At 55.9% G+C, this 25087-nt stretch carries 19 protein-coding genes; 12 read left to right on the forward strand and 7 right to left on the reverse strand.

Annotation, left to right across the window (positions count from 1 at the left end; genetic code table 11):
• The first annotated feature begins 143 nt into the window (after positions 1-143).
• The 10 genes from ACHZBS_RS18695 to ACHZBS_RS18740 all read left to right on the forward strand — a co-directional run bounded on the left by ACHZBS_RS18695 (position 144) and on the right by ACHZBS_RS18740 (position 11329).
• Entirely contained in the window at positions 144-2015 is a 1872-nt protein-coding gene (locus tag ACHZBS_RS18695; RefSeq protein ID WP_394708010.1) for a PAS domain S-box protein, read from the forward strand.
• Positions 2016-2387: 372 nt separating this feature from the next.
• Positions 2388-3422, forward strand: coding sequence for a 5-dehydro-2-deoxygluconokinase (iolC, locus tag ACHZBS_RS18700; RefSeq protein ID WP_319408043.1), 1035 nt, complete (start codon positions 2388-2390; stop codon positions 3420-3422).
• 71 nt (positions 3423-3493) lie between these two features.
• A complete protein-coding gene (locus tag ACHZBS_RS18705) occupies positions 3494-4348 on the forward strand; it encodes an SDR family oxidoreductase (protein WP_319408044.1) in 855 nt (284 codons plus the stop codon).
• A gap of 45 nt (positions 4349-4393) precedes the next feature.
• A complete protein-coding gene (locus ACHZBS_RS18710) occupies positions 4394-5497 on the forward strand; it encodes a sn-glycerol-3-phosphate ABC transporter ATP-binding protein UgpC (protein ID WP_319408045.1) in 1104 nt (367 codons plus the stop codon).
• Between the two features lie 158 nt (positions 5498-5655).
• Positions 5656-6960 (forward strand): sugar ABC transporter substrate-binding protein, encoded by a 1305-nt coding sequence (locus tag ACHZBS_RS18715; RefSeq protein ID WP_319408046.1) that lies wholly within the window; start codon positions 5656-5658, stop codon positions 6958-6960.
• Between the two features lie 79 nt (positions 6961-7039).
• Positions 7040-7933 carry a sugar ABC transporter permease gene (locus ACHZBS_RS18720; protein ID WP_319408047.1) on the forward strand — a complete coding sequence of 298 codons (894 nt, stop codon included), beginning with the start codon at positions 7040-7042 and terminating at the stop codon, positions 7931-7933.
• Positions 7934-7970: 37 nt separating this feature from the next.
• A complete protein-coding gene (locus tag ACHZBS_RS18725) occupies positions 7971-8801 on the forward strand; it encodes a carbohydrate ABC transporter permease (RefSeq protein WP_319408048.1) in 831 nt (276 codons plus the stop codon).
• Positions 8802-8824: 23 nt separating this feature from the next.
• Entirely contained in the window at positions 8825-10057 is a 1233-nt protein-coding gene (locus ACHZBS_RS18730; RefSeq protein ID WP_319408049.1) for a lactate racemase domain-containing protein, read from the forward strand.
• Positions 10050-10547 carry a gluconokinase gene (locus ACHZBS_RS18735; protein WP_319408050.1) on the forward strand — a complete coding sequence of 166 codons (498 nt, stop codon included), beginning with the start codon at positions 10050-10052 and terminating at the stop codon, positions 10545-10547. Before ACHZBS_RS18730 ends, ACHZBS_RS18735 begins: the two co-directional genes overlap by 8 nt.
• Before the next feature lie 122 nt (positions 10548-10669).
• On the forward strand, positions 10670-11329 hold the full coding sequence (locus ACHZBS_RS18740; protein ID WP_319408051.1) for an MBL fold metallo-hydrolase: 660 nt from the start codon (positions 10670-10672) through the stop codon (positions 11327-11329).
• Between the two features lie 103 nt (positions 11330-11432).
• Here the strand turns inward: ACHZBS_RS18740 and ACHZBS_RS18745 are convergent, their stop codons facing one another.
• On the reverse strand, positions 11433-12269 hold the full coding sequence (locus tag ACHZBS_RS18745) for an enoyl-CoA hydratase/isomerase family protein (protein ID WP_319408052.1): 837 nt from the start codon (positions 12267-12269) through the stop codon (positions 11433-11435).
• A 150-nt stretch (positions 12270-12419) separates the two neighbouring features.
• Between ACHZBS_RS18745 and ACHZBS_RS18750 the strand changes: the two genes are divergently transcribed.
• Positions 12420-13628, forward strand: a complete 1209-nt coding sequence (locus ACHZBS_RS18750; RefSeq protein ID WP_319408053.1) for an MFS transporter — start codon at positions 12420-12422, stop codon at positions 13626-13628.
• Positions 13629-13696: 68 nt separating this feature from the next.
• Here ACHZBS_RS18750 and ACHZBS_RS18755 read toward each other — a convergent pair whose 3' ends face one another.
• Together ACHZBS_RS18755 and ACHZBS_RS18760 are read right to left on the reverse strand one after the other, a co-directional pair.
• The gene (locus ACHZBS_RS18755; RefSeq protein WP_319408054.1) at positions 13697-16648 is read right to left on the reverse strand and encodes an ATP-binding protein; all 2952 of its coding nucleotides are present in this window, start codon (positions 16646-16648) and stop codon (positions 13697-13699) included.
• 57 nt (positions 16649-16705) lie between these two features.
• Positions 16706-17947 carry an ABC transporter substrate-binding protein gene (locus ACHZBS_RS18760; RefSeq protein WP_319408055.1) on the reverse strand — a complete coding sequence of 414 codons (1242 nt, stop codon included), beginning with the start codon at positions 17945-17947 and terminating at the stop codon, positions 16706-16708.
• Between the two features lie 387 nt (positions 17948-18334).
• Between ACHZBS_RS18760 and ACHZBS_RS18765 the strand changes: the two genes are divergently transcribed.
• Positions 18335-19096: a sulfite exporter TauE/SafE family protein gene (locus ACHZBS_RS18765; protein WP_319408056.1), complete on the forward strand. Its 762-nt coding sequence runs from the start codon at positions 18335-18337 to the stop codon at positions 19094-19096.
• A 132-nt stretch (positions 19097-19228) separates the two neighbouring features.
• Here the strand turns inward: ACHZBS_RS18765 and ACHZBS_RS18770 are convergent, their stop codons facing one another.
• The 4 genes from ACHZBS_RS18770 to ACHZBS_RS18785 all read right to left on the reverse strand — a co-directional run bounded on the left by ACHZBS_RS18770 (position 19229) and on the right by ACHZBS_RS18785 (position 24982).
• Positions 19229-21232, reverse strand: a complete 2004-nt coding sequence (locus tag ACHZBS_RS18770) for a methyl-accepting chemotaxis protein (protein WP_319408057.1) — start codon at positions 21230-21232, stop codon at positions 19229-19231.
• Positions 21233-21264: 32 nt separating this feature from the next.
• A complete protein-coding gene (locus ACHZBS_RS18775; RefSeq protein ID WP_319408058.1) occupies positions 21265-21486 on the reverse strand; it encodes a hypothetical protein in 222 nt (73 codons plus the stop codon).
• Positions 21487-21673: 187 nt separating this feature from the next.
• The gene (locus tag ACHZBS_RS18780; RefSeq protein WP_319408059.1) at positions 21674-22996 is read right to left on the reverse strand and encodes a PAS domain S-box protein; all 1323 of its coding nucleotides are present in this window, start codon (positions 22994-22996) and stop codon (positions 21674-21676) included.
• 327 nt (positions 22997-23323) lie between these two features.
• Positions 23324-24982: a CTP synthase gene (locus tag ACHZBS_RS18785; RefSeq protein WP_319408060.1), complete on the reverse strand. Its 1659-nt coding sequence runs from the start codon at positions 24980-24982 to the stop codon at positions 23324-23326.
• Positions 24983-25087: the final 105 nt, after the last annotated feature.

Raw genomic sequence — 25087 nt, forward strand, 5'->3', positions numbered from 1 at the left:
GAATTTCACCGGGAAAAGGGATATTTGCTTCAAAACAGGTCAAAACACTAATCGATGGACTGCATCCGATTTAGCAAAAGACGGAGAACTACATGGGAAGCGACCTACGCCCTTCATCTATAGATGACGACCAGGAATGCAGGATGGCCAGATTTTGCCTGGATCATGCATCGGTATGTGTCTTAAGGCTGGACCAGGAAGGGTACATCCTATACGCCAACCGTAAAGCCTGCGAGTCCCTCGACTATTCACAGGCAGAACTCCTGGGAATGTCGGTCTTTGACATTGATCCCGTTATAGATCGGGGAATGTGGCCGCACGCGTGGAAAACGTTATGCGATGACGGCTCTGCTACCTTCGAGAGCCGACATCGTCGGAAGGATGGCACGAATTTTCCGGTTGAAGTGACCGCAACCCTGATGGAATTCGAGGGCCATCGCTATTCCATGGCCCTCATCAAAAACATCACGGACCAAAAGCGTGTTTTTGAATCGTTGCGCACTACCCAGTTTATTTTCGACACGGCCCCACTCGGTATTTTCCTGATCAGAGACGGCGGCGATATCACCAACGTCAACGATCATGCCTGCCGATACCTCGGGTACACCAAGGAAGAGCTTTGCCAGATGAACGTCCTGGAGATTGATCGGGGCTTTTCTCCCCAGGAAGTCGAGCAGGTATGGCTCCGGCAGCAACAGGCCAAAGGCATGTACACTTTTGAGACCGTCCACAGGAGAAAAGATGGCACCGATGTTCCCGTCGAAATTAGCGGAATCCTATTGGAGTTCGACAACGTACCCTATAGCGTCTCTTTTGTTAAAGACATTTCCGAGCGAAAAGAAGCCGAAAAGCAACATGTCAAAATGGAAGCCCAAATGCTTCAAAACCAGAAAATGGAATCGTTGGGAACACTGGCCGGTGGTATAGCACACGATTTTAACAATATTCTGGGCGCTATTTTAGGGTATTCCGAACTGGCGCAACTCGCATGCCAGGCGGATTCAAAACTCAGGAATTATGTCAATCAGATTACCAAGGCAGGTCATCGTGCAAAGGAACTGGTTCAACAAATTCTTTTATTCAGCCGTCAGGGCCATTCGGAAAAGGGACCGATGGATGTCAGCCGGGTTGTCGAGGAGGCTCTAAAACTCATCAAAGCTTCCTTGCCCGCGAATATTGAAATCCTGGAAAACATTTCACGTAATCTTGCTCCGGTATTTGCGAGTGAAATTCACATCCACCAAATAGTCATGAACCTGTGCACCAATGCCTACCACGCAATGAAATCCGCCGGTGGTATGCTGAATGTGAGCCTGACGGCCGTCACCATTCAAGATCATGATGTAAATAGCTTTCCTGAGATGAATCCGGGGCACTATCTTAAGCTTTCCATTGCTGATAATGGTTGCGGCATTCCACCGGAAATGATCAGTCGAATTTTCGACCCCTATTTCACCACAAAACCCACCGGAGAAGGCACCGGCCTGGGACTCTCCACCATACACGGAATTGTTAAGGACCACGGTGGTAATATTAAGGTTTATAGCGAGGTGGGAATCGGCACGGCTTTCCATGTATTTCTTCCCACAGCCGATGCTACGGCCGAAACCGCTGTTGAGAAAGCGGATCAACTCCCTTCCGGCAGTGGGTCCACCCTTTTTGTGGATGATGAAAAATCGCTGCTCGACCTCGGCCAGGATTTATTGGGGCGTCTTGGCTACCGGGTAGAAACCAGGGCAAGTGCCATAGACGCTATTGAAGCCTTCCGAGCCGACCCCAAGAAGTTCGACCTTGTCATCAGTGATATGACCATGCCGAAGATGACCGGTGATGAAATGGCTCGACAAATAAGGATAATCCGGCCCGATATCCCGATAATACTTTGCAGCGGATTCAGCGAACCAATCCACACTCAGGCAACGGGAGCCATTGGCATAAGCGCCGTGCTCATGAAGCCAGTTATCTATTCCGACTTGGCCCATACCGTTCATCGGGTGCTGAAAATAGAATCGTGAATCAGCATCATGAGAATAGCAGAGGACCTATGTGCCATCTGATATTGAGATGCCTGAAAGCTGTCGCAGGCGCCATTTGCAACCGGTTATCCTGATGATCACGTGCGACATCCGAGCTTTCGGTTCCACCCGGAAAAACATCACCACCGGTCGCCGGAACCAGAAAATTACACATTGAAAAATATGCTGACAGCAATTAAAGTCAGTTCAGTTTCCCTGCATGGCACGTTTTGATGAATTGAATTAATAATTAATAACTTACCTGCCCTTAAACATTGCGACGCCGCTGGCACAGAGATTGCGGTATCACATAAATAACTCTAGAAACGCACCGCCATTCACTGCACCATTGATATCATCAGAAGGGGTTAAATGGATCCCAAGCCACCTGATAGCGCCCGGCATGTCTATGACACGTTCCATATGGGGCGGTCGTGTATGGACATGTATAGCAACGATGTGGGGGCTGAATTTGCCCAGATAAAAAGTTTTGCCGCCTACGTCGGCGGATCGCCCACGAACATGAGTGTCGGTTGCCGCCGGCTGGGGCTGAACGCGGCTCTGCTGACCGCTTTCGGAGAAGACCCGGTCGGGGACTTCGTCGTTCATTTTTTAACCACCGAGGGCGTGGACATTCGCTTCAGTCCCCGCAAAAAGGACCGGCACACCAGCCTGGTCGTGCTGGGCATCGAACCGCCGGACAAGTTCCCATTGGTTTTTTACAGGGATAACTGCGCCGATATCGCGCTGGAAATCAGCGATGTACTGGCAGCCCCCATTGCCAGCAGTCGCGTGTTCCAGTTTGCCGGAACCAACCTGAGCCGGGATCCCAGCCGAAGCGCCACATTGACAGCGGCAGAGCTTGCCCGCAAGGCAGGCACCGATGTGGTTCTGGACCTCGATTTCAGGCCGGATCAATGGCACGACCCCCGCGCCTATGGCGTCACGATCCGGTCCGTACTGCCGTGCGTGGATATCGTGATGGGCACCGAGGACGAAATAAATGCCACCTTGCTGACCGACCCGCATGCCATTCGATTGACCCACGCTCAGGTGTCCGATGCCAGGGTGGCCGGGAATACCGCCCGGCATGCCCACGCCCTTTTAGACCACGGCCCTCGCCTGGTGTTGGAAAAGCGCGGTGGGCAAGGCGCCCGAATTCATTGCCGGGATCAACCGGTTGAGGATGTGCCGGGGTTTACGGTTCATGTTCAAAATATCCTGGGTGCCGGTGATGCATTCGGCGCGGGATTCCTGTACGGGTATGTGAAGGATTGGGATCTGCGCAGGGCAGTGCGGCTGGGAAACGCCTGCGGGGCGATGGTGGTAGCCCGGCATGGATGCTCGATCGCCATGCCCGGTTTGTCCGAAGTGCTCGCTTTTGCCGATGGACAGGGCGGGCTTTGACGCCGGTCGGTCACCGCGCCGGGAATCGTCTTTTCAGATCGCCTTATCACGAAAAGGATGGTTGAGATAAGATGCATAGGGATTTATCGGAGCGTTTCGATCTGTCCGGAAAGGTGGCCGCGGTCACGGGTGCGGGCGGTGCGCTGTGCGGCGCCATGGCCCACGCGCTGGGTGCAGCAGGTGTCAAGGTGGCCGTTATCGATATCGACGGGGAAAAAGCAGAGGCCCGGTCGCAGGCGATCATCGATTCAAAAGGAACCGCGCGCGCGTTTCGTTGCGATGTGGTCGACGGCGCCGAGCTGAAAGACTGCTACGAGGCGGTTTGCGGATTATGGGGACCGCCTGAGTTGTTGATCAACGGTGCCGGCGGCAACGATCCCCGAGGCGGAACCTCCGAATCGTTTCACAGCGCCGGCGGATCTTCGGAACCGGCCGCCGGCTCTTTTTTCGACCTGGATGCCGCCGGTTTCCGTCAGGTCTTCGACCTCAATTTCATGGGGACATTTTTGACGACGCAGGCCTTTTCTGCAGGAATGGTCGCTAACGGCAGGGGATCGATTGTCAACATCTCTTCCATGAGTGCCTTTACCCCCCTTACCAAAGTGGCCGCCTATTCCGCAGCCAAGGCGGCGGTAAGCAATTTCACCCGATGGCTGGCCGTTCATTTTGCGCACACGGGGGTTCGCGTGAACGCGCTGGCGCCCGGTTTTTTCATGACCGAACAGCTCAAGTTCCTGCACGTCGACAAGAACACCGGCGAACTCTTGCCGCGCGGTCGGCAAGTGATCGCCCACACCCCCATGGGCCGTTACGGGCAGCCGGACGACCTCATCGGCCCGCTGGTCTGGCTGCTGTCGGCCGCGTCCAGCTTTGTGACCGGCGCGGTGATCCCCATCGACGGCGGATTTTCTTCCTATTCGATATGAGCGGCGGCGGCAGGATATCGGAAAAACAGAAGAGAGGCGGATGACGTGGCCCGGGTAATCCTGAAAAACATCGTCAAGCGGTTCAAGTCGGTCACGGCTGTCGATGACCTGAGCATCGAGATACAGGACAAGGAATTCGCTGTACTGGTGGGGCCTTCCGGGTGCGGAAAGACTACGGCGCTGCGGATGATCGCCGGTCTCGAGTCGGTGACATCCGGAGAGATCACCATCGGTGACCGCCTGGTAAACGACGTCCCCCCGAAAGACCGGGACATTGCTATGGTTTTCCAGAACTACGCCCTCTATCCGCACATGAACGTCCGCGACAACCTGGGGTTCGGGTTGAAAATGCGCAAGTTTCCCAAACCGGAAATCGACCAGCGCGTACAGGAAGCTGCCGATATTTTAGGCATTCATGAACTGTTGGACCGCAAACCCAAGCAGCTTTCGGGCGGACAGCGCCAACGGGTGGCCGTGGGCAGGGCCATTGTGCGCAAGCCCGACGTGTTCCTGTTCGATGAGCCCCTTTCCAATCTTGACGCCAAGCTGCGTGTGGCCATGCGGGCCGAGATCAGCAAGCTCCACCGGCGTCTGGGGGCCACCATTATATATGTCACCCACGATCAGGTGGAGGCCATGACCATGGCCAGTCGCATTTTTATTATGCAAAACGGTGCATTGCAGCAATCCGGGGTTCCCCTTCACGTTTACAAACAGCCGGCCAACCGGTTCGTCGCCGGCTTTATCGGCTCGCCGGCCATGAATTTTATGCCGGCCACGCTGGTCGAAGAGCAGGGGGCCTATTATGTCCATTCCAACCATTTTAAGGTCCGGCTGCCCGATGCATTCTACCCGGGCGTGAAAGCGTATGCCGGACGGCCGGTTATTTTCGGTGTGCGTCCCGAGGATATGGCGGAGCAACAGCGGGAGCTTTCCGAAACCCGGGCAAACACGATCCCGACGCGCGTCGAGGTGGTGGAAACACTCGGCGCCGAAACCTTCGTCCACCTGACCTGCGGATCCCATCCAATGGTGGCCCGGGTGACGGTACCGGATCGCCCGTTAATCGTCGGGCAGGAGTTGGAGATCGCCCTTAACATGTCCAATGTCCATTTATTCGACAAAGACACGTCCCGGACCATTGTGTGACGACGGCCAACGCGGTTGCGGGTCCGCGCTGAAGAAACGGCAGGAAGACGATGCCGGCGGCCGCGGGAGATTTAATCTGCTGGGAACGCCCCGCTGTTGGGCGAGCGTCGACAGACAGCAACCATCGATCCAAAATCATCAACGGGAGGAGGAAGCACATGCAAAAAAAAATGACATTCGTTTTGATCGGCGTTTTCTTGTGCGTGGGAATGGTCTTGCCTGCGATTGCCGGCAGTGTCGACTGGATGCAGTCCAAGGGCACCGAGATCCGTTTTCTGATGAACAAACATCCGTTTACCTCATTCATCGAGCCCAGGGTGGCTGACTTCGAGAAGATGACCGGCATCAAGGTGACCCTCGAAGTGTTTCCGGAGGACCAGTTCCGCAACAAACGCATGATCGAACTCAACGCCGGCGGCACGGTGGACGGCTACATGATCATGCCGGGCCAGGCCAAGCTTCATTACTGGAAGGCGGGATGGCTCAAGCCCCTGGATGCTTACATCGCCGATCCGGGCCTGACCGCGGCCGATTGGGATCTCAAAGACTTTTTCGCCGGCCCCATGAAGGGATCGTCCATTGACGGCCAGCAGATCGGCATCGTGATCAACGCCGAAGCGTCCCTCCTGTCCTATCGCAAGGATCTGTTCGACCGGTTTAAGGTCAAGGTCCCTGACACCATGCAGGAACTGGAGCAGGCGGCCAAATTTTTCACCGGCAAGGAAGTTGACGGGAAAAAAATGGTCGGCATTACGCTCAGGGGAAAGGGGGCGGCAGCCACCTCCCAATGGGTCGATTTTCTCTACAGTTTCGGCGGATCATGGACGACCGCGCAGGGAAAGTCGAACCTGGACGCTCCCGAAAGCATCGCGGCCTTCAAATTTTACGGCGACCTGTTGAGAAACTACGGCCCTCAGGGTGGCACCATGCTGCACTGGGCCGAGAGCACGTCCATCTTCATGGAAGGCAAAGCCGCCATGATTTTCGACGCCAACGTATTCAAATCGCTGTACGAGAACCCGAAGGAATCCAAGGTGGCCGGAAAGGTCGGCTATTCCACCATCCCGGCCGGTCCGGCCGGCAAACTCCCCCATGTTTCCAACTGGAGCCTGGCGGTCAGCGGCACCAGCACGCCCGAGCGCCAGAAAGCGGCCTGGCTGTTCGTCCAGTGGGCCACCAACAAGGAAAACGTCCTGGGTGCCCTCATGGCCGGTGTGCCGGCCGGGCGCGCATCCGCATGGAATTCGGCGGAATACAAGTCCACGGACGCCAATCCGGACTGGACGGCCGGCTCGTTGAAGTCCTTTGAGATCGGCCAGCCGCAGTGGAACCCGCCCGTGTTGAACGTTCCCGAAATCCGGGATATCACCGGCCTGGTGATCGTGGACGCCATCGAAGGAAAGGATGTGGCGGCGTCGGCCAAAAAAGCCGCCGAACTGATGAACAAGAAAATGGAACTATAGCTGCCAAAAGACCCGGAGCCGTCCGCGTTCACGATGCGGACAGGCCCGGGTCCCAGCGGCAAGGAGTGAAAACAACGCGGTGAAGCAAGTCCTCGGCACCTTTTCCCGGTTCATCGATCGCCGCCAGGCCCTCGTTTACCCGGCACCGGCAGTGATCGCCCTGTTTCTGATCGTGGTGGTTCCCATCGGGTATAATCTCTACCTGGCCTTTACCAAATGGACCATCGGACTGGGAGATCCCCGATTCATCGGCGTTGATAACTTTATCGAATTGTTCGGGGATGATCGGGTTTTAAACGGGTTGAAGGTGATGATCTATTTCAGCGGTTTGAGCCTTTCCATCGAACTGATCCTGGGGCTTCTCATCGCGCTCTATTTCCACCGCCAGTTCAAAGGCAGCGAAATCGTTCAGGCCATTTACATTTTCCCGTTTGCGGCCACGCCGGTGGCCGTCGCCCTGATTTGGCGAATCATGCTCAACCCCGAAATCGGGGTCATGAACTACCTGCTCGAGAGTGTCGGCCTGCCCGGCAGCCTCTGGGTCAGCAGCGCCCGGACGGTGATTCCGGCACTGGCGATGGTGGACGTGTGGAAATGGACCCCGATGATCACCCTGATCGTTCTCGCCGGCCTCAAGTCGCTGCCCCACGATCCCTATGAGGCGGCCCGCATCGACGGGGCCAACACGCTGCAGATCTTCTGGTATATCACCTTGCCCCTGATCCGGCCGGTGCTGATCGCGGCGCTGATGCTACGGTCCCTGGACAATCTCAAGGAGTTCGATATTATTTACACCATCACCCAGGGCGGGCCGGGGATTGCGTCCGAAACCCTGTATCTGTACTCTTACAATGTGGGATTCAGCTTCTTCAAGGCTGGCTATGGGTCGGCCCTGATGGTCGTGGTCTTCCTGATCGTGCTGGTGTTCAATGTGGTGATGAACCGTATGCGCATCAGCGCACAGGATATCTGACCAAAGGCAACCCTGCACCTGCGGATGGGGACGTTTTATGGGAAACGGCGGACGGATGACAAAGCGCTTCAAATCGATACTGTTCTACACCGGCGCCGTCGCCTTGTGCCTGCCGCCGGTCTTTGTGTTTGTCTGGATGATCCTGACCGGGTTGAAGACCGGTGTACAGAATATCTCCTATCCGCCCCGGTTCATTTTTTCGCCCACGCTGGAAAACTTCCGGGCCGTTTTCCAGCAGTACAACTTTTTCAAATATCTGATGAACAGCCTGATCGTTGCCGGCCTGGCCACGGGAATTTCTCTGCTGCTGGGCCTGCCGGCGGCCTATTCCATCGCCAAATACCGCCAGGGCCGAATCGGAATCCTCATCCTGGTGGCTCGCATGACGCCGTTTGTGAGCTACCTGCTTCCCTGGTACATTATCTTTCGCTACCTGAATCTCATCGACACCTATACCGCCCTGACCATTACCCATCTGATCATTACCCTGCCCATGGTCATCTGGCTGATGATCTCGTTTTTCGAGAGCGTGCCGGCCGAACTGGAAGACGCGGCCATGATCGACGGCTGCACGGGACTGCAAAGCTTTCTGATCATCGTGCTGCCGCTCGTGCGCAACGGCATCGCCACCTCTGCCATCATCTCCTTTATTTTCTCCTGGAACCAGTTTCTGTTCTCGCTGATCCTGTCCGGCCCCAACACCAAGACCGTACCGGTCGCCGTGTATAATTTCATCTCCTATGGCAAGATCGACTGGGCCGGCATCGGCGCGGCGGCCACCCTGATCGTCCTGCCGGTCTCCGTGTTTGCCTTTTTCGTGCGCAAAAGCATTGTCCAGGGGCTGACCATGGGTGCGCTCAAAGACTGAGGCCGGCGGGGAAAGGGTGCGACGTGGACTTTACCGAAGAGAAAATCAGGGCGGTTATCGAAGACGGGATGCCGGCCCGACGGGTTGAGAACAAGCGCATCCTGGTGCTGACCCCCGACGCGACCCGGACCTGCCCGTTGGGGACGATGGTCCGGGCCATTAACGACACCATCGGCAGGCGGGCCGCCAAGCTGGACTTCCTCGTGGCCTTGGGCACGCACCCGATCCTCTCCGAAGCACAGGTTCTGGCCCTCTATGGCATCAACCGGCAATGCCGGCGCGACCGCTTCGGACGATCGGATTTTTTCTGCCACCGCTGGGACCTGCCCGACACGCTGGTGCCGATTGGCCGCCTGTCCGAGAAAGAGATCGTCGACATTTCCGGCGGGCGATTGAGCGAAACGGTCTCCATCGACATCAACCGGAAGATTCACGACTATGACCGCATTGTGATTCTCGGGCCGGTGTTTCCCCATGAAGTCGCCGGCTTTTCCGGTGGCGCCAAGTACCTGTTCCCCGGCATATCCGGCGGCGAGTTGCTGCATTTCTTCCACTGGCTGGGGGCGGTGATCACCACCCGGGAGATTATCGGCCGCAAGGACACGCCGGTCCGGCGGGTGATTCATCGCGCGATGGAGCAGGTCAAGCGGCCCATCGACTACCTGTCGATGGTGGTTCATCCCGAGAGCGGGCTGCACGGGCTTTTTTGCGGGGATGTGGAGACGGCCTGGTCCGAGGCGGCGGATCTGTCTTCGACAATTCACATCGTGACCAAAAAGAAACCCTATGGGATCGTACTGGGCCGCGCGCCTGAGATGTACGACGAAATCTGGACGGCCGGCAAAGTGATGTACAAGCTGGAGCAGGTGGTGGCCAAGGCCGGCCGGCTGATCATCTATGCGCCCCACATTCATCGTTTTTCGAAAACCTGGGGGCCCCATATCGAGAAGATAGGATACCACGTCCGGGATTATTTTCTATCCCGCATGGAGCGCTTCGACGATATTCCCCGGGGGGTTCTGGCGCATTCCACCCATGTCCGGGGCACCGGCGAATACAGAAATGGCATCGAAACGCCGGACGTGGAGGTGATGCTGGCCACCGCCATTTCCAGGGAACGCTGTGAACGGGTCAATCTGGGTTACCTGAATCCGGCGGAAATCGAAATCGCGGACTACACCGGCAGGGAGGAAGAAGGCATTCTATATGTGCCAAACGCCGGTGAGACCCTCTACCGGCTGGAAGACCATGCATAGCCACGCCACGGTCGTCATCCTTATGGGTCCCATGGGGTGCGGCAAGACAACCGTCGGCCGGCTGCTCGCGCAGCGGCTCCACTGGCCGTTCTTCGACGGGGACGATTTTCACCCTGAAGAAAATGTGGAGAAGATGCGGGCGGGGATTGCCCTGAACGACGAAGACCGCCGGTTGTGGCTGGAAAATTTGCGCGACCACATCCACGGGTGCCTGCGGGAAAACAAAAGCGCCATTCTGGCCTGCTCCGCCCTCAAGCAATCGTATCGCGATACGCTGGGCGTCGATCAGTCTGCCGTGAGGACGGTCTATTTAAAGGGCTCATTCGAACTGCTGCGCCGACGGATTGACCGGCGGCACCACCCTTATATGAAGAAAGACCTGTTGAAGAGCCAACTGGACATTTTGGAAGAACCCGAAGATGGCCTGACGGTGGACATTCAGGAGACTCCGGAAGCCATCGTCGGTATCATCGTTGACCAGTTGTCTTAACCCGGAGGCTCCGGCCATCTGGCTGTTAAGGGCCGGAACCGTTAATCGACGGGTGGCCGCGCCACCTCGGCAAGCCGGTTGGATGCGTCCGGAACTTAAGATTCACAAACGGGAGGATGAAAATGGAAACCCGCTTATTGGACAGGATCAAATGGCTGGGGCATGACGGCTTTGAGATAGCGGCCGACGGGGTTACCCTGATGATCGATCCCTTTCAGGTCGAGGGGGACCGGCCGGCGGATATCATTCTGGTCACCCATCCGCATTTTGATCATTGCTCAATCGATGATATCGCCAGGATCAGGAAGCCTTCGACGGTGATTGTCACCGAGCCCGAATCCGCTGAAAAACTGTCGGCCGCAAACCTGGCCGGGGACATCCGGATCGTCAAACCCGGAGACAGCTTGACCGTATCCGGCATCCTGATCGAAGCGGTGGCCGCCTACAACATGGACAAGCACTTTCATCCCAAGGAAAAGAACTGGCTGGGATTCATCGTCACCCTTGACGGCCTGCGGGTCTACCATGCCGGGGATACGGACCTGATTCCGGAAATGAACGGCCTGCGTGCAGACATTGCCTTGCTGCCTGTTTCCGGAACCTATGTCATGACCGCCGACGAGGCCGCGGCCGCCGCCAAGCGGATCAAGCCCAGAACAGCCATACCGATGCACTACGATTCCATCGTGGGCACCACGTCGGATGCCCTGGCCTTTAAAGCGGCCTTGGCCGATACGTGCGAGATTGTCATCCCATATAAAGTGGATATCAGAAAGGTTTAAAATAGCAATCGACTTACGCCGTCGAAGGAGCGACACGGTTTGTGACTTTTTTGATTCCCCCTTTTTCCGGATCAGGGAAAATAGTGGATTGAATGCCCCCAACCTATTCGGCCATACCTTCAGGGGACGGATCCGGAAAATCCGGTGTCTGTCCGGTCAAAAAAGCCCCGATGCCGTGCAGGCACTCGCCGGAAGCAATCAGGTCCACCGCCGTGTGCTGTTCCAGGTCGAGCGTGGCCTGCAGGGAGAGATTGCGGCCGGCACGGATCACCGTCAGCGCACTCTGCACAGCCCGCGGGCCGTTGCGCATGATCACCTCCGCCATCCGCACCGCTTCATCAACGGCTTTTCCCGGGGCGCTGATCCGATTCACCAGGCCCATCCGCAGGGCTTCCTCGGCCCCGACCCGGCGGGCGCTCAGGATGAGGTCCGCCGCCGCTGCCGACCCGATCAGATGCGTCAGGGTTGCCCCTCCCCCCCAATCCGGCATCAACCCCAGCCGGACCTCGGAAAAACATATTTCCGCATCGGGGTCCATCACGCGCAGATCACAGCGAACGGCCAGTTCGGCCCCTCCGCCGAAAGCGTTCCCGTTGATCGCCGCAATGATGGGGACGGGCAGGGCCACGAAGCGGTCCACGGCCGAACGCAAGGCTTCAATCGATCGGGTAATCGGTTCCTTTTCGCGACGCTCCATGGCGCGGGCCATCTCAGCCACCATGGGATTGTCCGGGTTGACGTCAAATCCGCAACAGAAAGCCTTTGACCCGGACCCGGTGAGGATCACGGTTCTCGGCAGGGGGGCAACGGCAAGCTCCCGGGCGGCATCTTCCAGCTGTTCGAACATGGCCCGGTTGAAGGCATTCAGCCGTCCCGGCCGCCGGAGCATCACCATGGCCATCCGTCCTTTTTTTTCCACCGCAATGCCATCCTGACCCATAGCTGCAATCTCCTTTTCATTCCATCGTCCGGGAAAGCGTTCAGATCGGTTTAATTTTATTTGCATTCCGTTGCACTTCCGTCTAAGCCTTCATCGCATCCTCTTGATTGATATAGCGTAAAAGCCATTTTCTTTAAAGAAGGTTCCCCTATGCGCACTGGAAACGGGAAGTCGCGAAACCGATTCAACGCCCTGCCGCCGGGCATCTGGGCCCTGGGGGGGGTCTCCCTGCTGATGGACATCTCTTCGGAGCTGATTCACAGTCTGCTGCCGGTTTTCATGGCCACTACCCTGGGGGTGTCCATGACGGCCATCGGCATCATCGAGGGGATTGCCGAAGCTTCCGCCGCGATCACCAAGGTTTTCTCGGGTACGATCAGCGACTATCTTGGCAAACGCAAGCTGCTTGCCGTCATCGGCTACGGGCTTGGCGCGGTTACCAAACCCGTGTTCCCGTTGGCTGCCACCATCGGCTGGGTTTTTGGGGCGCGGTTCGTCGACCGGATCGGCAAGGGAATTCGCGGCGCACCCCGTGATGCGCTGGTTGCCGACATCGTCCCCGGTGATCAACGGGGGGCGGCCTACGGCCTCCGCCAAGCCCTTGATTCCGTCGGCGCATTCCTGGGCCCGCTGTGCGCCGTGGCCCTGATGGCATGGTTCGCCAACAATATCCGGGCGGTGCTGTGGGTGGCGGTGATTCCGGCATTCATGGCCGTGGGGTTGCTGGTATTCGGGGTCCGGGAGCCCGATAAGGCCAAGACCGGCGCCGGCCTGCGCAACCCGGTTTCGCTTAATATTGCCAGGCGTCTGCCGGCTCGCTATTGGCTGATCGTGCTGCTGGGTGCGGTATTTACCCTGGCCCGGTTCAGCGAGGCGTTTCTGGTGCTGCGGGCACAATCGGTCGGGCTTGCCCTCGGTTACGTGCCGTTGATGATGGTCGTCATGAATGTCGTCTACGCCGCTTCAGCCTATCCCGCGGGTATTCTTGCCGATCGGGTGAATTCCCGGCCGCTGCTTATCCTGGGGCTTGCCGTACTGGTGGTTGCCGATGTCGTATTGGCTGCCGCCGCATCTCCACTGGTGACGTTTATCGGCGCCGCCCTCTGGGGACTGCACATGGGGCTCACGCAGGGGCTGTTTGCCAAACTGGTGGCCGATACGGCTCCCTCCGCGCTGCGCGGCACGGCCTTCGGCATTTTCAACCTGGTTACCGGTATTGCGCTGCTGATGGCCAGCGTCATCGCCGGCGTGTTGTGGAGTGTCTGGGGTGCCTCGGCAACGTTCATCGCCGGTGCTGCGTTTGCGGCTTTCGCCTTGATGGGAGTGACCCTGTATCGACGGACGTCTCAACCGGTTTGAGGCAATAACGCTTTTTTACCTTGAAATGAGCGATATGGCCGAATTTCAACGGCGCGTGCGTATCGCCATTACTTTTTTCCAACCGGGTTTTTATTTTCACCCAGCACCTTTCGGACCAACAGGGCCATCTCCGCTGCGACCAGCGGTTTGTAGGCCAATGCTTTTACTCCGATTTCAGCGGCTTCCTTTTCCGTAAATTTGCTGCTGAAGCCGGTGCACAGGATGACCGGCAGGTCCGGGCGGGTCTGCAGCATGCGGGCGGCCAGTTTGTCACCGGTCATTTTCGGCATGGTCATGTCGCTGATGACCAGATCGATCTCACCCGGGGCCTGGTTGAACCGCTTCAAGGCTTCCAGGCTATCGCTGCAGACCAATACGGTATAGCCCAGTCGCTGCAAAATCTGTTGACCCACTTCGACCAGAATCGTTTCGTCATCCACCAGCAGAATGGTTTCGTTGCCGGTCGGTAAATCACTTTTTTCCTGTCGCTCCAAAATGGCTTGGTCCCTGATCGCCGGCAGGAAGACATCGAAGGTGGTGCCTGAATCGGGTTTGCTGTGAACATAAATTCTCCCGCCGTAGCTTTGCACGATGCCGTGAACCACGGATAGCCCCAGTCCGGTACCCTTTCCCCGGTCTTTGGTGGTGAAGTAGGGATTGAAAATCTTTTCCTTGATTTCAGGGGCAATACCGTGACCGGTGTCCTGGATGGTGAGCCTGATGTAATCACCCGCATCGAGCCCCGGATAGTGGTGATGATCGGCGGCGGTCAGATGGATTTGCTCCAGGCCGACCGTCATTCGTCCACCGGTTTCCTCCATGGATTGGGCGGCATTGGTGCACAAATTCATTACGATCTGATGAATCTGGGTCGGATCGGCCATCACGTTATCCGTCCGGGTGCTGATGTTTTGCTTTATTTCGATCGTTGTGGGCAGGGAGGAGCGCAGCATCTTCATCGCTTCTTTGATCAGCGGGGCGACCTGCAGGGGTTCGGGTTTTCGTTCCGCCTGGCGGCTGAAGGCCAGGATCTGACGCACCAGATCGCCGGCACGCATGGCGGCGGTATAGATCTGCTGCAGGTTGTGATGCAGGTGGGATTTTTCATCCGTATCCATGAGGGCTAACTGCGCATACCCCACCACCGCCGACAGGATGTTGTTGAAGTCGTGGGCGATGCCGCCGGCCAGGGTGCCGATGGCTTCCATTTTTTGCGCCTGCTCCAGGGCGTCCTTCAGATTTCTGGTCTCCTGCTCGGCGAGTTTGCGCCGGGTTATATCCATCAGTACGCCGTAGAAGACGATCGCGTCGCCGACTTCATGGGGAATGGCATTTCCGGAGAACCAGATTTTCTTCCCACCCGGTTTGATGAACCGGCCTTCATAGTGCCAGGGGATGACCCTGTTCACCGACTCATGGATGGAAGCGATAAAGCGATCTTTCTCGTCATCGGGAAGATGGGCGCGGAAATCGTTGAAAAAGGTCTGCGGGTCTGCTTTCAGATGGAATATTTCGGATGCCTTTTCGCTGACGAAATCATGAGTATACGCCTGACTCCGAATGGCCGTAAATTGATAAACCACACCGGGGACATTGGCGGTGACCGCTTTGAGTCTTTTTTCACTTTCCCGTATTTTCTGCTCCTGGGCATAGCTCTCCGTGACATCCCGGAAGACCAGCACCACCCCTACGATGCGTCCATCGGTGCCGCAAATGGGCGCGCCGCTGTCGGCGATCTGGATTTCCTTTCCATTTTTGGCGATGAGTACGGTGTGATTGGCCAATCCGACAACGTGGCCATCAGCCAGGACTTTCTCAGCCGGATTGGCCACTTGTTCGCGGGTTTGGCCGTTGACGATGCAAAACACCTCCGGCAATGGCCGACCGACTGCCTCCGCTGAAGACCAGCCGGTCATTCGCTCGGCGGATGGATTCATTCGCGTGACCACGCCCTTGTCGTCGGTGGCAATGACGGCATCCCCGATCGAGTCCAGGGTTACCTTCAGATTGCTTTCGCTGGCCCTGACGTCCTCCCGGCTCTTTTTCAGGTCTTCGACAAAGTGAATGATATCGCCGGCGAGCATTGCCCCTAAAAGCCCCAATCCGCATAGGATAGTGATCAGCAGCCCCCAGCTTAAACCCTTATTGAGCCGGTTGTCGTTGGATATGTCCTCATCAATCCTGGCGGATAGCTTTTCACTGACGTCGAGCAGACCGTCGCCGGCGGTGATCAGGTTCCCATTGAGTGTGATGAGGGTTGAGAAGTGCTCGATAATCACCTTCTCATGGATAACCAGGTCGGACAGTTTCCGGTCAAGGGAGTCGATGATGGTGTTGATGGTCGGCTCGTTGCCCATGAGGATAGCCATATACTGCAATTGGGATTTATGCTTTTCCAGCGCTTTGGTCATGGCCTGCTTTTTGAGTTGGTATCCTGGCAGGTCCCAATCCAGCAGGAGTTCCAGCAATATGAGTTGCTGTTGAATATGCAACCCTACCAGGTCATAGGCCGTGTCTTTGATTCTGGTTTTGAATGGATCGAGGGGATCGCCGTGATAGATTCGTAAGCCTTCTTCTTTTCGGTACGGCGTGATAATGCGTTCCTCGACCTCCATTGAAAAGGAGAGTCCGATATTTTGAAGCTTGGTTTTTTCCTCTTTCAGGCGGAGGGCCGGGTCATGGATCAGGGCTATGATCCGATCAAACTCCGCCAGACTTTTTTCCAGGGCCTGCATCTCCTTCTGCCATTGACGGTTTACCTGCGGAGCTGCCTTTAAGTCGAGGCGGACGATTTTCAGATTCTCGATCATTTTATTCCAGGTGGCCGGGTCGCCGTTTTGGATGAAGATTCTGCTGAGAAGCCGGATCTGTTCCATTCTTCCCGATATCTGCTGGATCTGGGCCAGCAGGAGTTGATTGTCGTGACTTTTTTTTGAATAATACTGGCTGAGGAGGAAACTTAACAGGCAGGCGCTGGCTCCCAGGATGATGATCGAGATAACTTTTCGGTTTGCGCTCATTGAGATGACCGTTCGGGTATGGGTGTCTTCACGTTTACTCAATCGTGTGGGATAGGATCAGTTGTCGGTTTTTAAGGTGCTGATCGACCGTCTGGACTGCACCTCGTTTTCCGGCAGCCATGTCTTGCTCGCCGGAATTTCAATCACTGATTCGATAACGGCAATCGGGTATTCGGGACGATAGACGATGCGGCCGAAGAACGTCGGGCAGTTCATCTGCCCATCGATTGCCCGGATAACGCTGTCGCCGCGCAGTCCGACGAACGGCATCCCTTTGAGCGCGTCGGCCACGGCGGCCGGTTTTGCCGATCCGGCATTCAGGACGGCCTGGCGCCAGGCGAGCAGGGAGTCGTAGCAGCAGATCGTAAACCCCAACGGATAGGTGTTGTACTGCCGGACGAACTCGCGGACGAATCGTTTGGTCTGGGGGTGCTTGTCGGCCAGGTAGTTGAACGGGCCGCGGGATACATTCCATATGCCTTCGGGCAGCATGTGTTCCGCATCTTCTGAAATCAGGGAAAACCACCCAAACGCAGCCATCTTGTTAAACAGGCCGCTGGTTTTGGCCTGCCGGATGAAGTGCCGCAAATCCTCTCCCCAGGTGGCCACGATCAGGGCATCCGGTCTGGCATCGATCAGGTGTTTGATATTTTTAGTGAAATCCTTGGTCCCCAGCGGGTGCCAGACCTCGGCGGCCCACTCGACGGGAGCACCGATGTTTTCGAAATGCTCCTTGAAAAATCCAAATATATCATGTCCCCAGACATAATCCGGGCCGATCCAGGCGTAGCGTTGCCAGGGCATCAATGTCGCAAAGATGCTGAATCCGACCGACTCCATTCGCGTGTTGGGCTCGAACATGAAAACAAACGGGTGACCGTTTTCCACAACTACGGATTGTGAGTTGCCGATGGATATCAGATATGGGATCTGCTGCGCTTTGCAGGCGGAAGAGGCTTTCAACAGGCACAGACTCGACGCGCCGCCGAAAACGGCCACGATTTTTTCATCACGCACCAGGTCGATGACATGCCGGTAGTGCCGGTCCGGATCGTTGCCCCCATCCCGCCGGATCAATTGTACGGGCCTTCCCCAAAACCCTCCTTCGGCATTGAAATCCGATATGGCCATCCGGGCGGCCATGAAGGCATTTTCGGTGTATGCTTTGGAAACCTCGGAAAAATCGCCGACGAATCCGATTTTGATCGGCACCGGTCCCGCGGTGCTTGCCCGACACATAAGAAGAACCGCTATGAAGCCTGCAATAATGGTTTTCCATGCAATCCTATGCAGTTTCATTGATTCCCCCTTCTTGGAGTGGGCCAAATCGGTCGATATTGTCGCAGGCGAAAAATGACTTCTTTTATTCAAATGAGTTGGAGAATGGCGATTCAGGAGACAACCGGCAGCATTTCGGCAGAAGGGGCGTCAATTCATTTGAAGCTTGATCATTACCATTCTATCTGCGCATTAATGGTACGTCATGTTATCCAGTTCAGTCAACTGGTTGCGTGGTCTCTGGTTGCGTGGTTTCATCACGGATATTTTCACCATCCGGTCTTTGGTCGATAAGCGCAGCGGGAGACCGGGGCAGGCGGTTTCTCGCCGACCGTTCTCTTTTTGGGGATGCATTGAAACGCCCACCGTCATTACCTCCCTGCTGTGCGTGGAGCTATGGAAAGGCTTGTGAACCCGATCGACCCGACCCCGCTCATCACCTTACTCATCCATGCCGGCATCATTGCCTTCGCGGCCCTGGTCCACGGCACCATCGGCATCGGTTTTCCCATGATCGCCACCCCCCTTCTGGCCCTGATTTCAGATGTGCGGACGGCCATCCTTCTTCTGGTGCTCCCGACCGTGCTCCTCAATGTGGCCAACATTCTCAGGGGCGGCCGGTGGACTCACAGTATTGCGGTTTACTGGCCCCTGGCCGCCTACGGCATGATCGGGAGCCTGATCGGCACCCGGCTGCTGATCTTTTTCTCACCGGAGCCTTTTCTGCCCCTGATGGCGGCCATGCTGATCATTTATCTTAATGCGGACCGTTTCGGCGCCGGTTTTGCCTGGGTTCCCCGCCATCCCCGCATCGCCTTTGCCGTTTTCGGCCTGTCGGCCGGCATCCTTGCCGGCACGGTAAATGTCATGCTGCCGGCGCTGATCGTTTTTGCCCTGGAAATGCGCATGTCCAAAACGGTGATGATCCAGGTCTTCAACTTCTGTTTCCTGTTCGGCAAATTGACCCAGGGGGCGGTGTTCGCCCAGGCCGGACTGATGACGACCGATGTCCTGATGGCATCGGCTCCGCTGGCCGGACTGGGGCTGGCGGTGATGCTGCTTGGCATGCGCATCCGTGACCGGATCTCCACTGAGGTCTACCGGCGATGGCTGCGGTTTCTGCTGATGGTGCTGGCCGTCATGCTGATGGTCCAGTTTTTTCGAAGATGAGGGGCGGCCATGGGCATATTTGCGTTTTCGCGGTCGAAAAATCGGCCGCAGGTTGTTGTTCAGAAAAATAAATTTTTTGAATAACAAAGCAGCGGAAACCGGTATCACCGGTTTCCGCTGCCCGCCAATGGATCAGATTTTGAACTGATCAACCAGATGCTTGAGATTTTCTGAAAGCTTGGAAAGCTCCTGGGCACTGAGGTTGACCTGGCTGCTGCTGGTGGACATCTCATTCATGGATACACTGACACCGGCGATGTCCCGGGAAATTTCACCGGACACCGACGAACTCTGGTTGACGTTTTCATTGACTTCCTGAATGCCCTGGGAAGCCTGGGCCACGTTGGTGGCGATCTCTTTGGTGGCAGCCGATTGCTGCTCGACGGCCGATGCGATATTGGACACCACATCGTTGACGTCGGTGATCACCTTGGTGATTTCAGTGATCTGGCCCACGGTCATGGAGGTGGTCCCCTGAATCGCCCCGATTTTTTCCTTGATGTCCTGGGTGGCGGCGGCGGTCTGCTTGGCCAGTTCCTTGATTTCGTTGGCGACCACGGCAAACCCCTTGCCGGCCTCGCCGGCGCGGGCCGCCTCGATGGTGGCATTCAGGGCCAGCAGGTTGACCTGCTCGGAGATGTCGGTGATGGTCTCGATGACCTTGCCGATGGAATTGGCGGCAACCCCCAATTGATCCATGTTGGCCGATGCGCTGGACGCCTTGTGCGCCGCCTCGTCGGAGATTCCCCTGGCTTTTTCGGCATTTTTGGCAATTTCGTCGATGGTGGAGGACATCTCCTCGGACGCCGTGGCCACCATGTTGGTGTTGGTGGCCGACTGCTCCATGGCCGCGGCCACGGTGTTCATGTTGGCGCTCATCTCCTCGGCGGCGACGGATACGGTGTTGGACTTGTCGGATACATTGGTGATGCCCTGGGTCATCTGTTCGGATATGGCGGAAAGTTCCGTTGATGACGAGGAGAGCGTATCGACGCCCCCGGCGATATCCCGGATGATGCCCTGGAGTTTTTCGATAAACACGTTGAACCATTTGGCCAGTTCGCCGACCTCGTCCCGGCTGCTGGCTTCGAGCCGCATGGTCAGGTCGCCTTCACCCTGGGCGATGTCTTTAAGGCCGGCAACGGCGGCGTTGATCGGTCGCACGATGGAGCGGGCGGCAAAAAAGATTACCACGGCCGTCAGCAGGCCGGCGATCAGGGCCACCAGGATGTTGGAATTGCGGATGGAAACAGAGGCGGCAAGGAACTCATCCTGGTTCTGGGTGGCGCTGATGGACCAGCCGTTGACACCCACCGGGGCAAAGCCCGCTATTTTTTTGACCCCTTTGAAGATGTATTCTTCGACCCCGGTCTCACCGGCCATCATGGGCTTGTTGATCGAGGCCATGTCACCGATGGTGGTGACATCGAGCTTCATGATATGTTCGGTTTTCGGATGGGCCAGGATCAGGCCTTTTTGATCGATCATGTAACCGTAACCGGTTTCACCTATTTTGCGGCTTGAAATCACTTCCGTAAAAAATTCGGCCTTGATAACCAGACCGAACGTTCCAATAAATTTCCCACCGCTGGTCGTTATTGGAACACAGACAACAGCGATAGGTTTGCCGGTGCTTTGCGAAATTACGATCTCACTTAAAACCGCGTTGCCCTCTTGTTCGGCCGCTTTGAAATAATCACGATCGCCAATACTGACACCTTTGTATTCCTTGCCGCCTTCAAGCACGCCTGTAAAGAGTTCACCTCTGACATCAGTAAGAAAAAGCCCCTGATAATGCTTGCCTATCTTGTGAAATTGCCGGGCCAGATCGGCAAAGATGTCTCCAATTGAAGACTGATTGGCCTCGATACCGGTTTTATCAACGGCCTCAATCAGGTTGACAATCCTTTCCTGGCTGGCAATAGCCGCAGCCTTGTTCATTTCAGACTCAATAACAGTTCGGGTCAATCTTGCCAAATCCGAGGCGATGTCCTGGGCCTGGACCTTGGAACCGTTCATCAGCGCGGTCTGGGCCTTCGAAAACGAAAGATACCCGACAACGATTAAAGGAATCAACACGGCAGCCAGGCCGCCGAGAATCAGTTTGGAAGATATGGATTGCAGGTTGATTTTCATTTAAGCGCTCCTTGTCGATCGAATGAAAGAGATTAAAAGGTTTTGTGACAAAAAATATTCAAGCCGCGAACGATCTGACTGGCTTCCTGCTCCGCCTGGTAGACTTTGACCAGATCCGCCATGACATATTCCGGAAGATCCGAGAGCAAGAGGATCTCAAGCCTGCCGTTGATCATTGCCAGATACTTGTTCAGCGCCTGAAGGGCACCCTGAATGGTTTCTCCGGTATCGTTGGGCAAATCATTAAATTGCAAATTGTCTCCTCTCATCTGCATTGCGATCTCCGATCCAATTAAATTTGGTTTGAATAGGTTCCGGGCAGAGAAAAACTATACTGGCCAGACGCTATTCTATATCGACGGATCAGACGGGTACTTGACAACAAACAATGTGGGGTTAAATGGGGGGTAAAAACACCCTATTTGTGTGTTATGGATGAGACTATTCAGCCAGGGAGGTCAGATAGGTATACAGATTGACTTTTTTGTTGGTCAGCCCCAGTTTTTCGCGGATGTTTTTTCGATGCCATTGCACCGAGCTCGGTGACAGTCCCAGCAGGTGGGCCATTTCTTTGGAGTTTTTACCGTTACGGATAAAATCGGCAATGCGAATCTCCGTAGGCGTAAGGTCGATATATTTGGAGAAAACGGTTTTGGGGAGTCGAGAGACGATGTCGTTCAGATTGGTATCGATGATGTTCAAGTAGGCTTTGGCATCCGTGCTGATCTGGCATTTGCCCAGTTCTTCGATATACGGAAAGACGAACCGTTTCAGATTGACCAGCATATTTTCTTCCACAGCCCGTTTTTCAACTTCCCGATGATCAAGGGAGGCTTTCAACGCCTGGTTGACTTTTTCAAGATATCGGCTCTTTTCATCCAGTTCCGTTTTCCGCTCTTTTATGGTTTGAATCATTTTTTTCCGCGCGGTGATATCCCGAAGGATGGCCAGCGCATGAGGAGAATCGGCAATCTTGAATCGGGTCAGACTGACCTCCGCGTCAAATTGCGATCCGTCTGTTCTGAGAAAACGCCATTCGAACAACTGGGGTACGTTCTGAAACACGACCGATATTCTTCTGTTGACCTCATCTTCGGACGATGCCCCGCCAGGTTGCATTTTGGGGGAAAGTCCCATGGGAGACCGCCCGAGAATAGCCTTTCGGGACATGTTAAAAAGATCCAGGGCTTTACGGTTGCAATCGACGACCCTGGCATCCTTTAAAATAAAGATCGCATCATTGGCGGATTCGAAAAGCTGGCGGTAGCGCGCTTCGCTGGCGCGAATCCCTTGCTCGGCCAGTCGGCGCTGGGTAATGTCCTGCAGGGTTTCGATGGCACCGATAATATCGCCATGGGCATTTTTCAGCGGCGCCGCGGTAAAAAACAGCCATTTTCCGTTTTCTCCGAGTTTCGGGAAGAAATCTTCGCCTTCATAACCCTCTTTGGCGAGTTGAGAACTTTTGTATCTGCCGCCGTAAAGCGCAGACAGATCGATGGCGGTCGCACGCCTGACGATGAGGTCGGCCATCAATTCCCGGCGTTCGGAATAAAACGCTTCGCGGTGTTTATCGGTGCCGATCATGTCGGCTGCCGGAATATCCGTCAGCAACTCGCAGGCCCGATTCCAGTGGGTTATCTTGCTGTTTGAATCGACCACAAAGGTGGGGATGGGATTGCCCTCCAGGATCTGGTTCAATTTCCCGGCTTCGTTCTCGTGCGGGTTGTTTTCCTTATCGATTAACTTGTCTGAATTTGGCGGCATGTTAACCCTTGCCCATTCAAAATTATTATCGATTCAGGTGGATATCCACGGTCCATCGACCCAAGTTATTTCTTATGATAGAAATATCGTCCGCCCTTAACGGCTATTCGGTAGTTGAGGGCTTTTCTTGACTATTGAAGATTGATGAGATTTTTAGTGTCCCTATTCATAAATACGATGGCATTCGACCGCCGATGCAGCCCGAACCGCCGCGTTGCTCGGTGCGCCAATAGCTCTACTATTGTCGCTTTGTTTCTCCTGCTCCTGAAAAAGATAGAATACCGTTCGCGCCGGTTCTCATGCTCCTTTCGACAACGGGGTGTGGTTTTACTTCTTTTCAATCTCCCGTTTGCCCGAGTATTTCAGGGCTGCGGCGATGAAGCTGCGGAACAGGGGGTGGGGGGTCATGGGTCTGGATTTGAATTCCGGATGGAACTGGCATCCCAGGTACCAGGGGTGGTCGGCGATTTCCACAATCTCCACCAGCTCGCCGGACGGGGCCATGCCGGAGATCCGGAGGCCGGCCTTTTTCAACGGTTCCAGGTAGGCGTTGTTGAATTCATAGCGGTGACGGTGGCGTTCGGAAATGGTATCCCTGCCATATGCGCGGTAGGCGACGGTCTCCTTTTCCAGCTTGCAGGGGTAAGCCCCCAGGCGCATGGTGCCTCCTTTCTCCGAATGGATGTCGCGCCGCTGGATGGTGCCGGATTTGTCGTCGAACCATTCCTCCATGAGATAGATCACCGGATGGGGCGTACTCAGATCGAATTCCGTGCTGTTGGCCTTGTCCAGTCCGGCCAGGTGCCGGGCGAATTCAATGACGGCGATCTGCATGCCCAGGCAGATGCCGAAATAGGGAATCTCGTTTTCCCGGGCATACCGGGCTGCACAGATCTTGCCCTCCACGCCCCGTGAGCCGAAGCCGCCGGGAACCAATATCCCGTCGACCCCTTCCAGGCTCAGGCTGCAGGAGTCGGCATCGATGGTTTCCGAGTCCACGAATTTCAGGTTGACCTTGGCCCGGTTGGGGATTCCGCCATGGATCAGGGCTTCGTTGAGGCTCTTGTAAGATTCGGTGAGATCCACATACTTGCCGACGATTGCGATGGTGACTTCGTAGACAGGATCGTTCATCCGCCGGATCAGGTCCTCCCAGTTCTCCAGGCGGGGGGCGCGGGTCCAGATGTTAAGCAGTTCCACGATCTTGTTATCCAGCCCCTCCTCGTGAAAACACAGGGGGACTTCATAGATGCAGCTCACATCCTTGGCCGTGATCACCGCATCCGCATCCACATTGCAGAACATGGCGATTTTGCCTTTGATGTCGGGGGTAAGCATGCGGTCGGTGCGGCACAGAAGGATATCCGGCTGGATGCCGATACTGCGCAACTCCTTGACGCTGTGCTGGGTGGGCTTGGTCTTCACCTCCCCGGCCGTGCCGATATAGGGCACCAGGGTCAGGTGGATATAGATGACGTTGTCCTTGCCCGCATCGTTGTGAAACTGGCGGATGGCTTCCAGAAAGGGGAGGCTTTCGATGTCGCCGATGGTGCCGCCGATTTCAACGATGACCACATCCACGTTTTTCGCTGCTTTGCGGATGCTGTTCTTGATCTCGTCGGTGATATGGGGGATGACCTGCACCGTGCCGCCCAGGTATTCTCCCTGGCGTTCCTTGGTGATGACGCTGTGGTAGATTTTCCCGGTGGTGAAATTGTTGTCCCTGCCCAGTTTGGCGTTGGTGAACCGTTCGTAATGCCCCAGGTCCAGATCGGTTTCGGTGCCGTCATCGGTGACGAATACCTCCCCATGCTGAAAAGGATTCATGGTCCCCGGGTCCACGTTGATATAGGGGTCCAGCTTCTGGATGGTGACCGTCAGTCCGCGGCTTTCCAGCAGGGCGCCGATGGATGCCGATGCCAGGCCCTTGCCCAGGGAGGAGAGGACCCCTCCGGTAACGAAAATGTACTTGGTGTCATAACCCATAAAAAACCTCAGCCGTTATTTTTTGACGGTTTCGTAAAACGTCAGATCCCTGCGCTGCGCAATGGTGAAACTTCCCCGCAATCTGCTTCGGGGAAGTTTCAATTG

This window comes from uncultured Desulfosarcina sp., from assembly GCF_963664155.2.
Lineage (GTDB): Bacteria > Desulfobacterota > Desulfobacteria > Desulfobacterales > Desulfosarcinaceae > Desulfosarcina.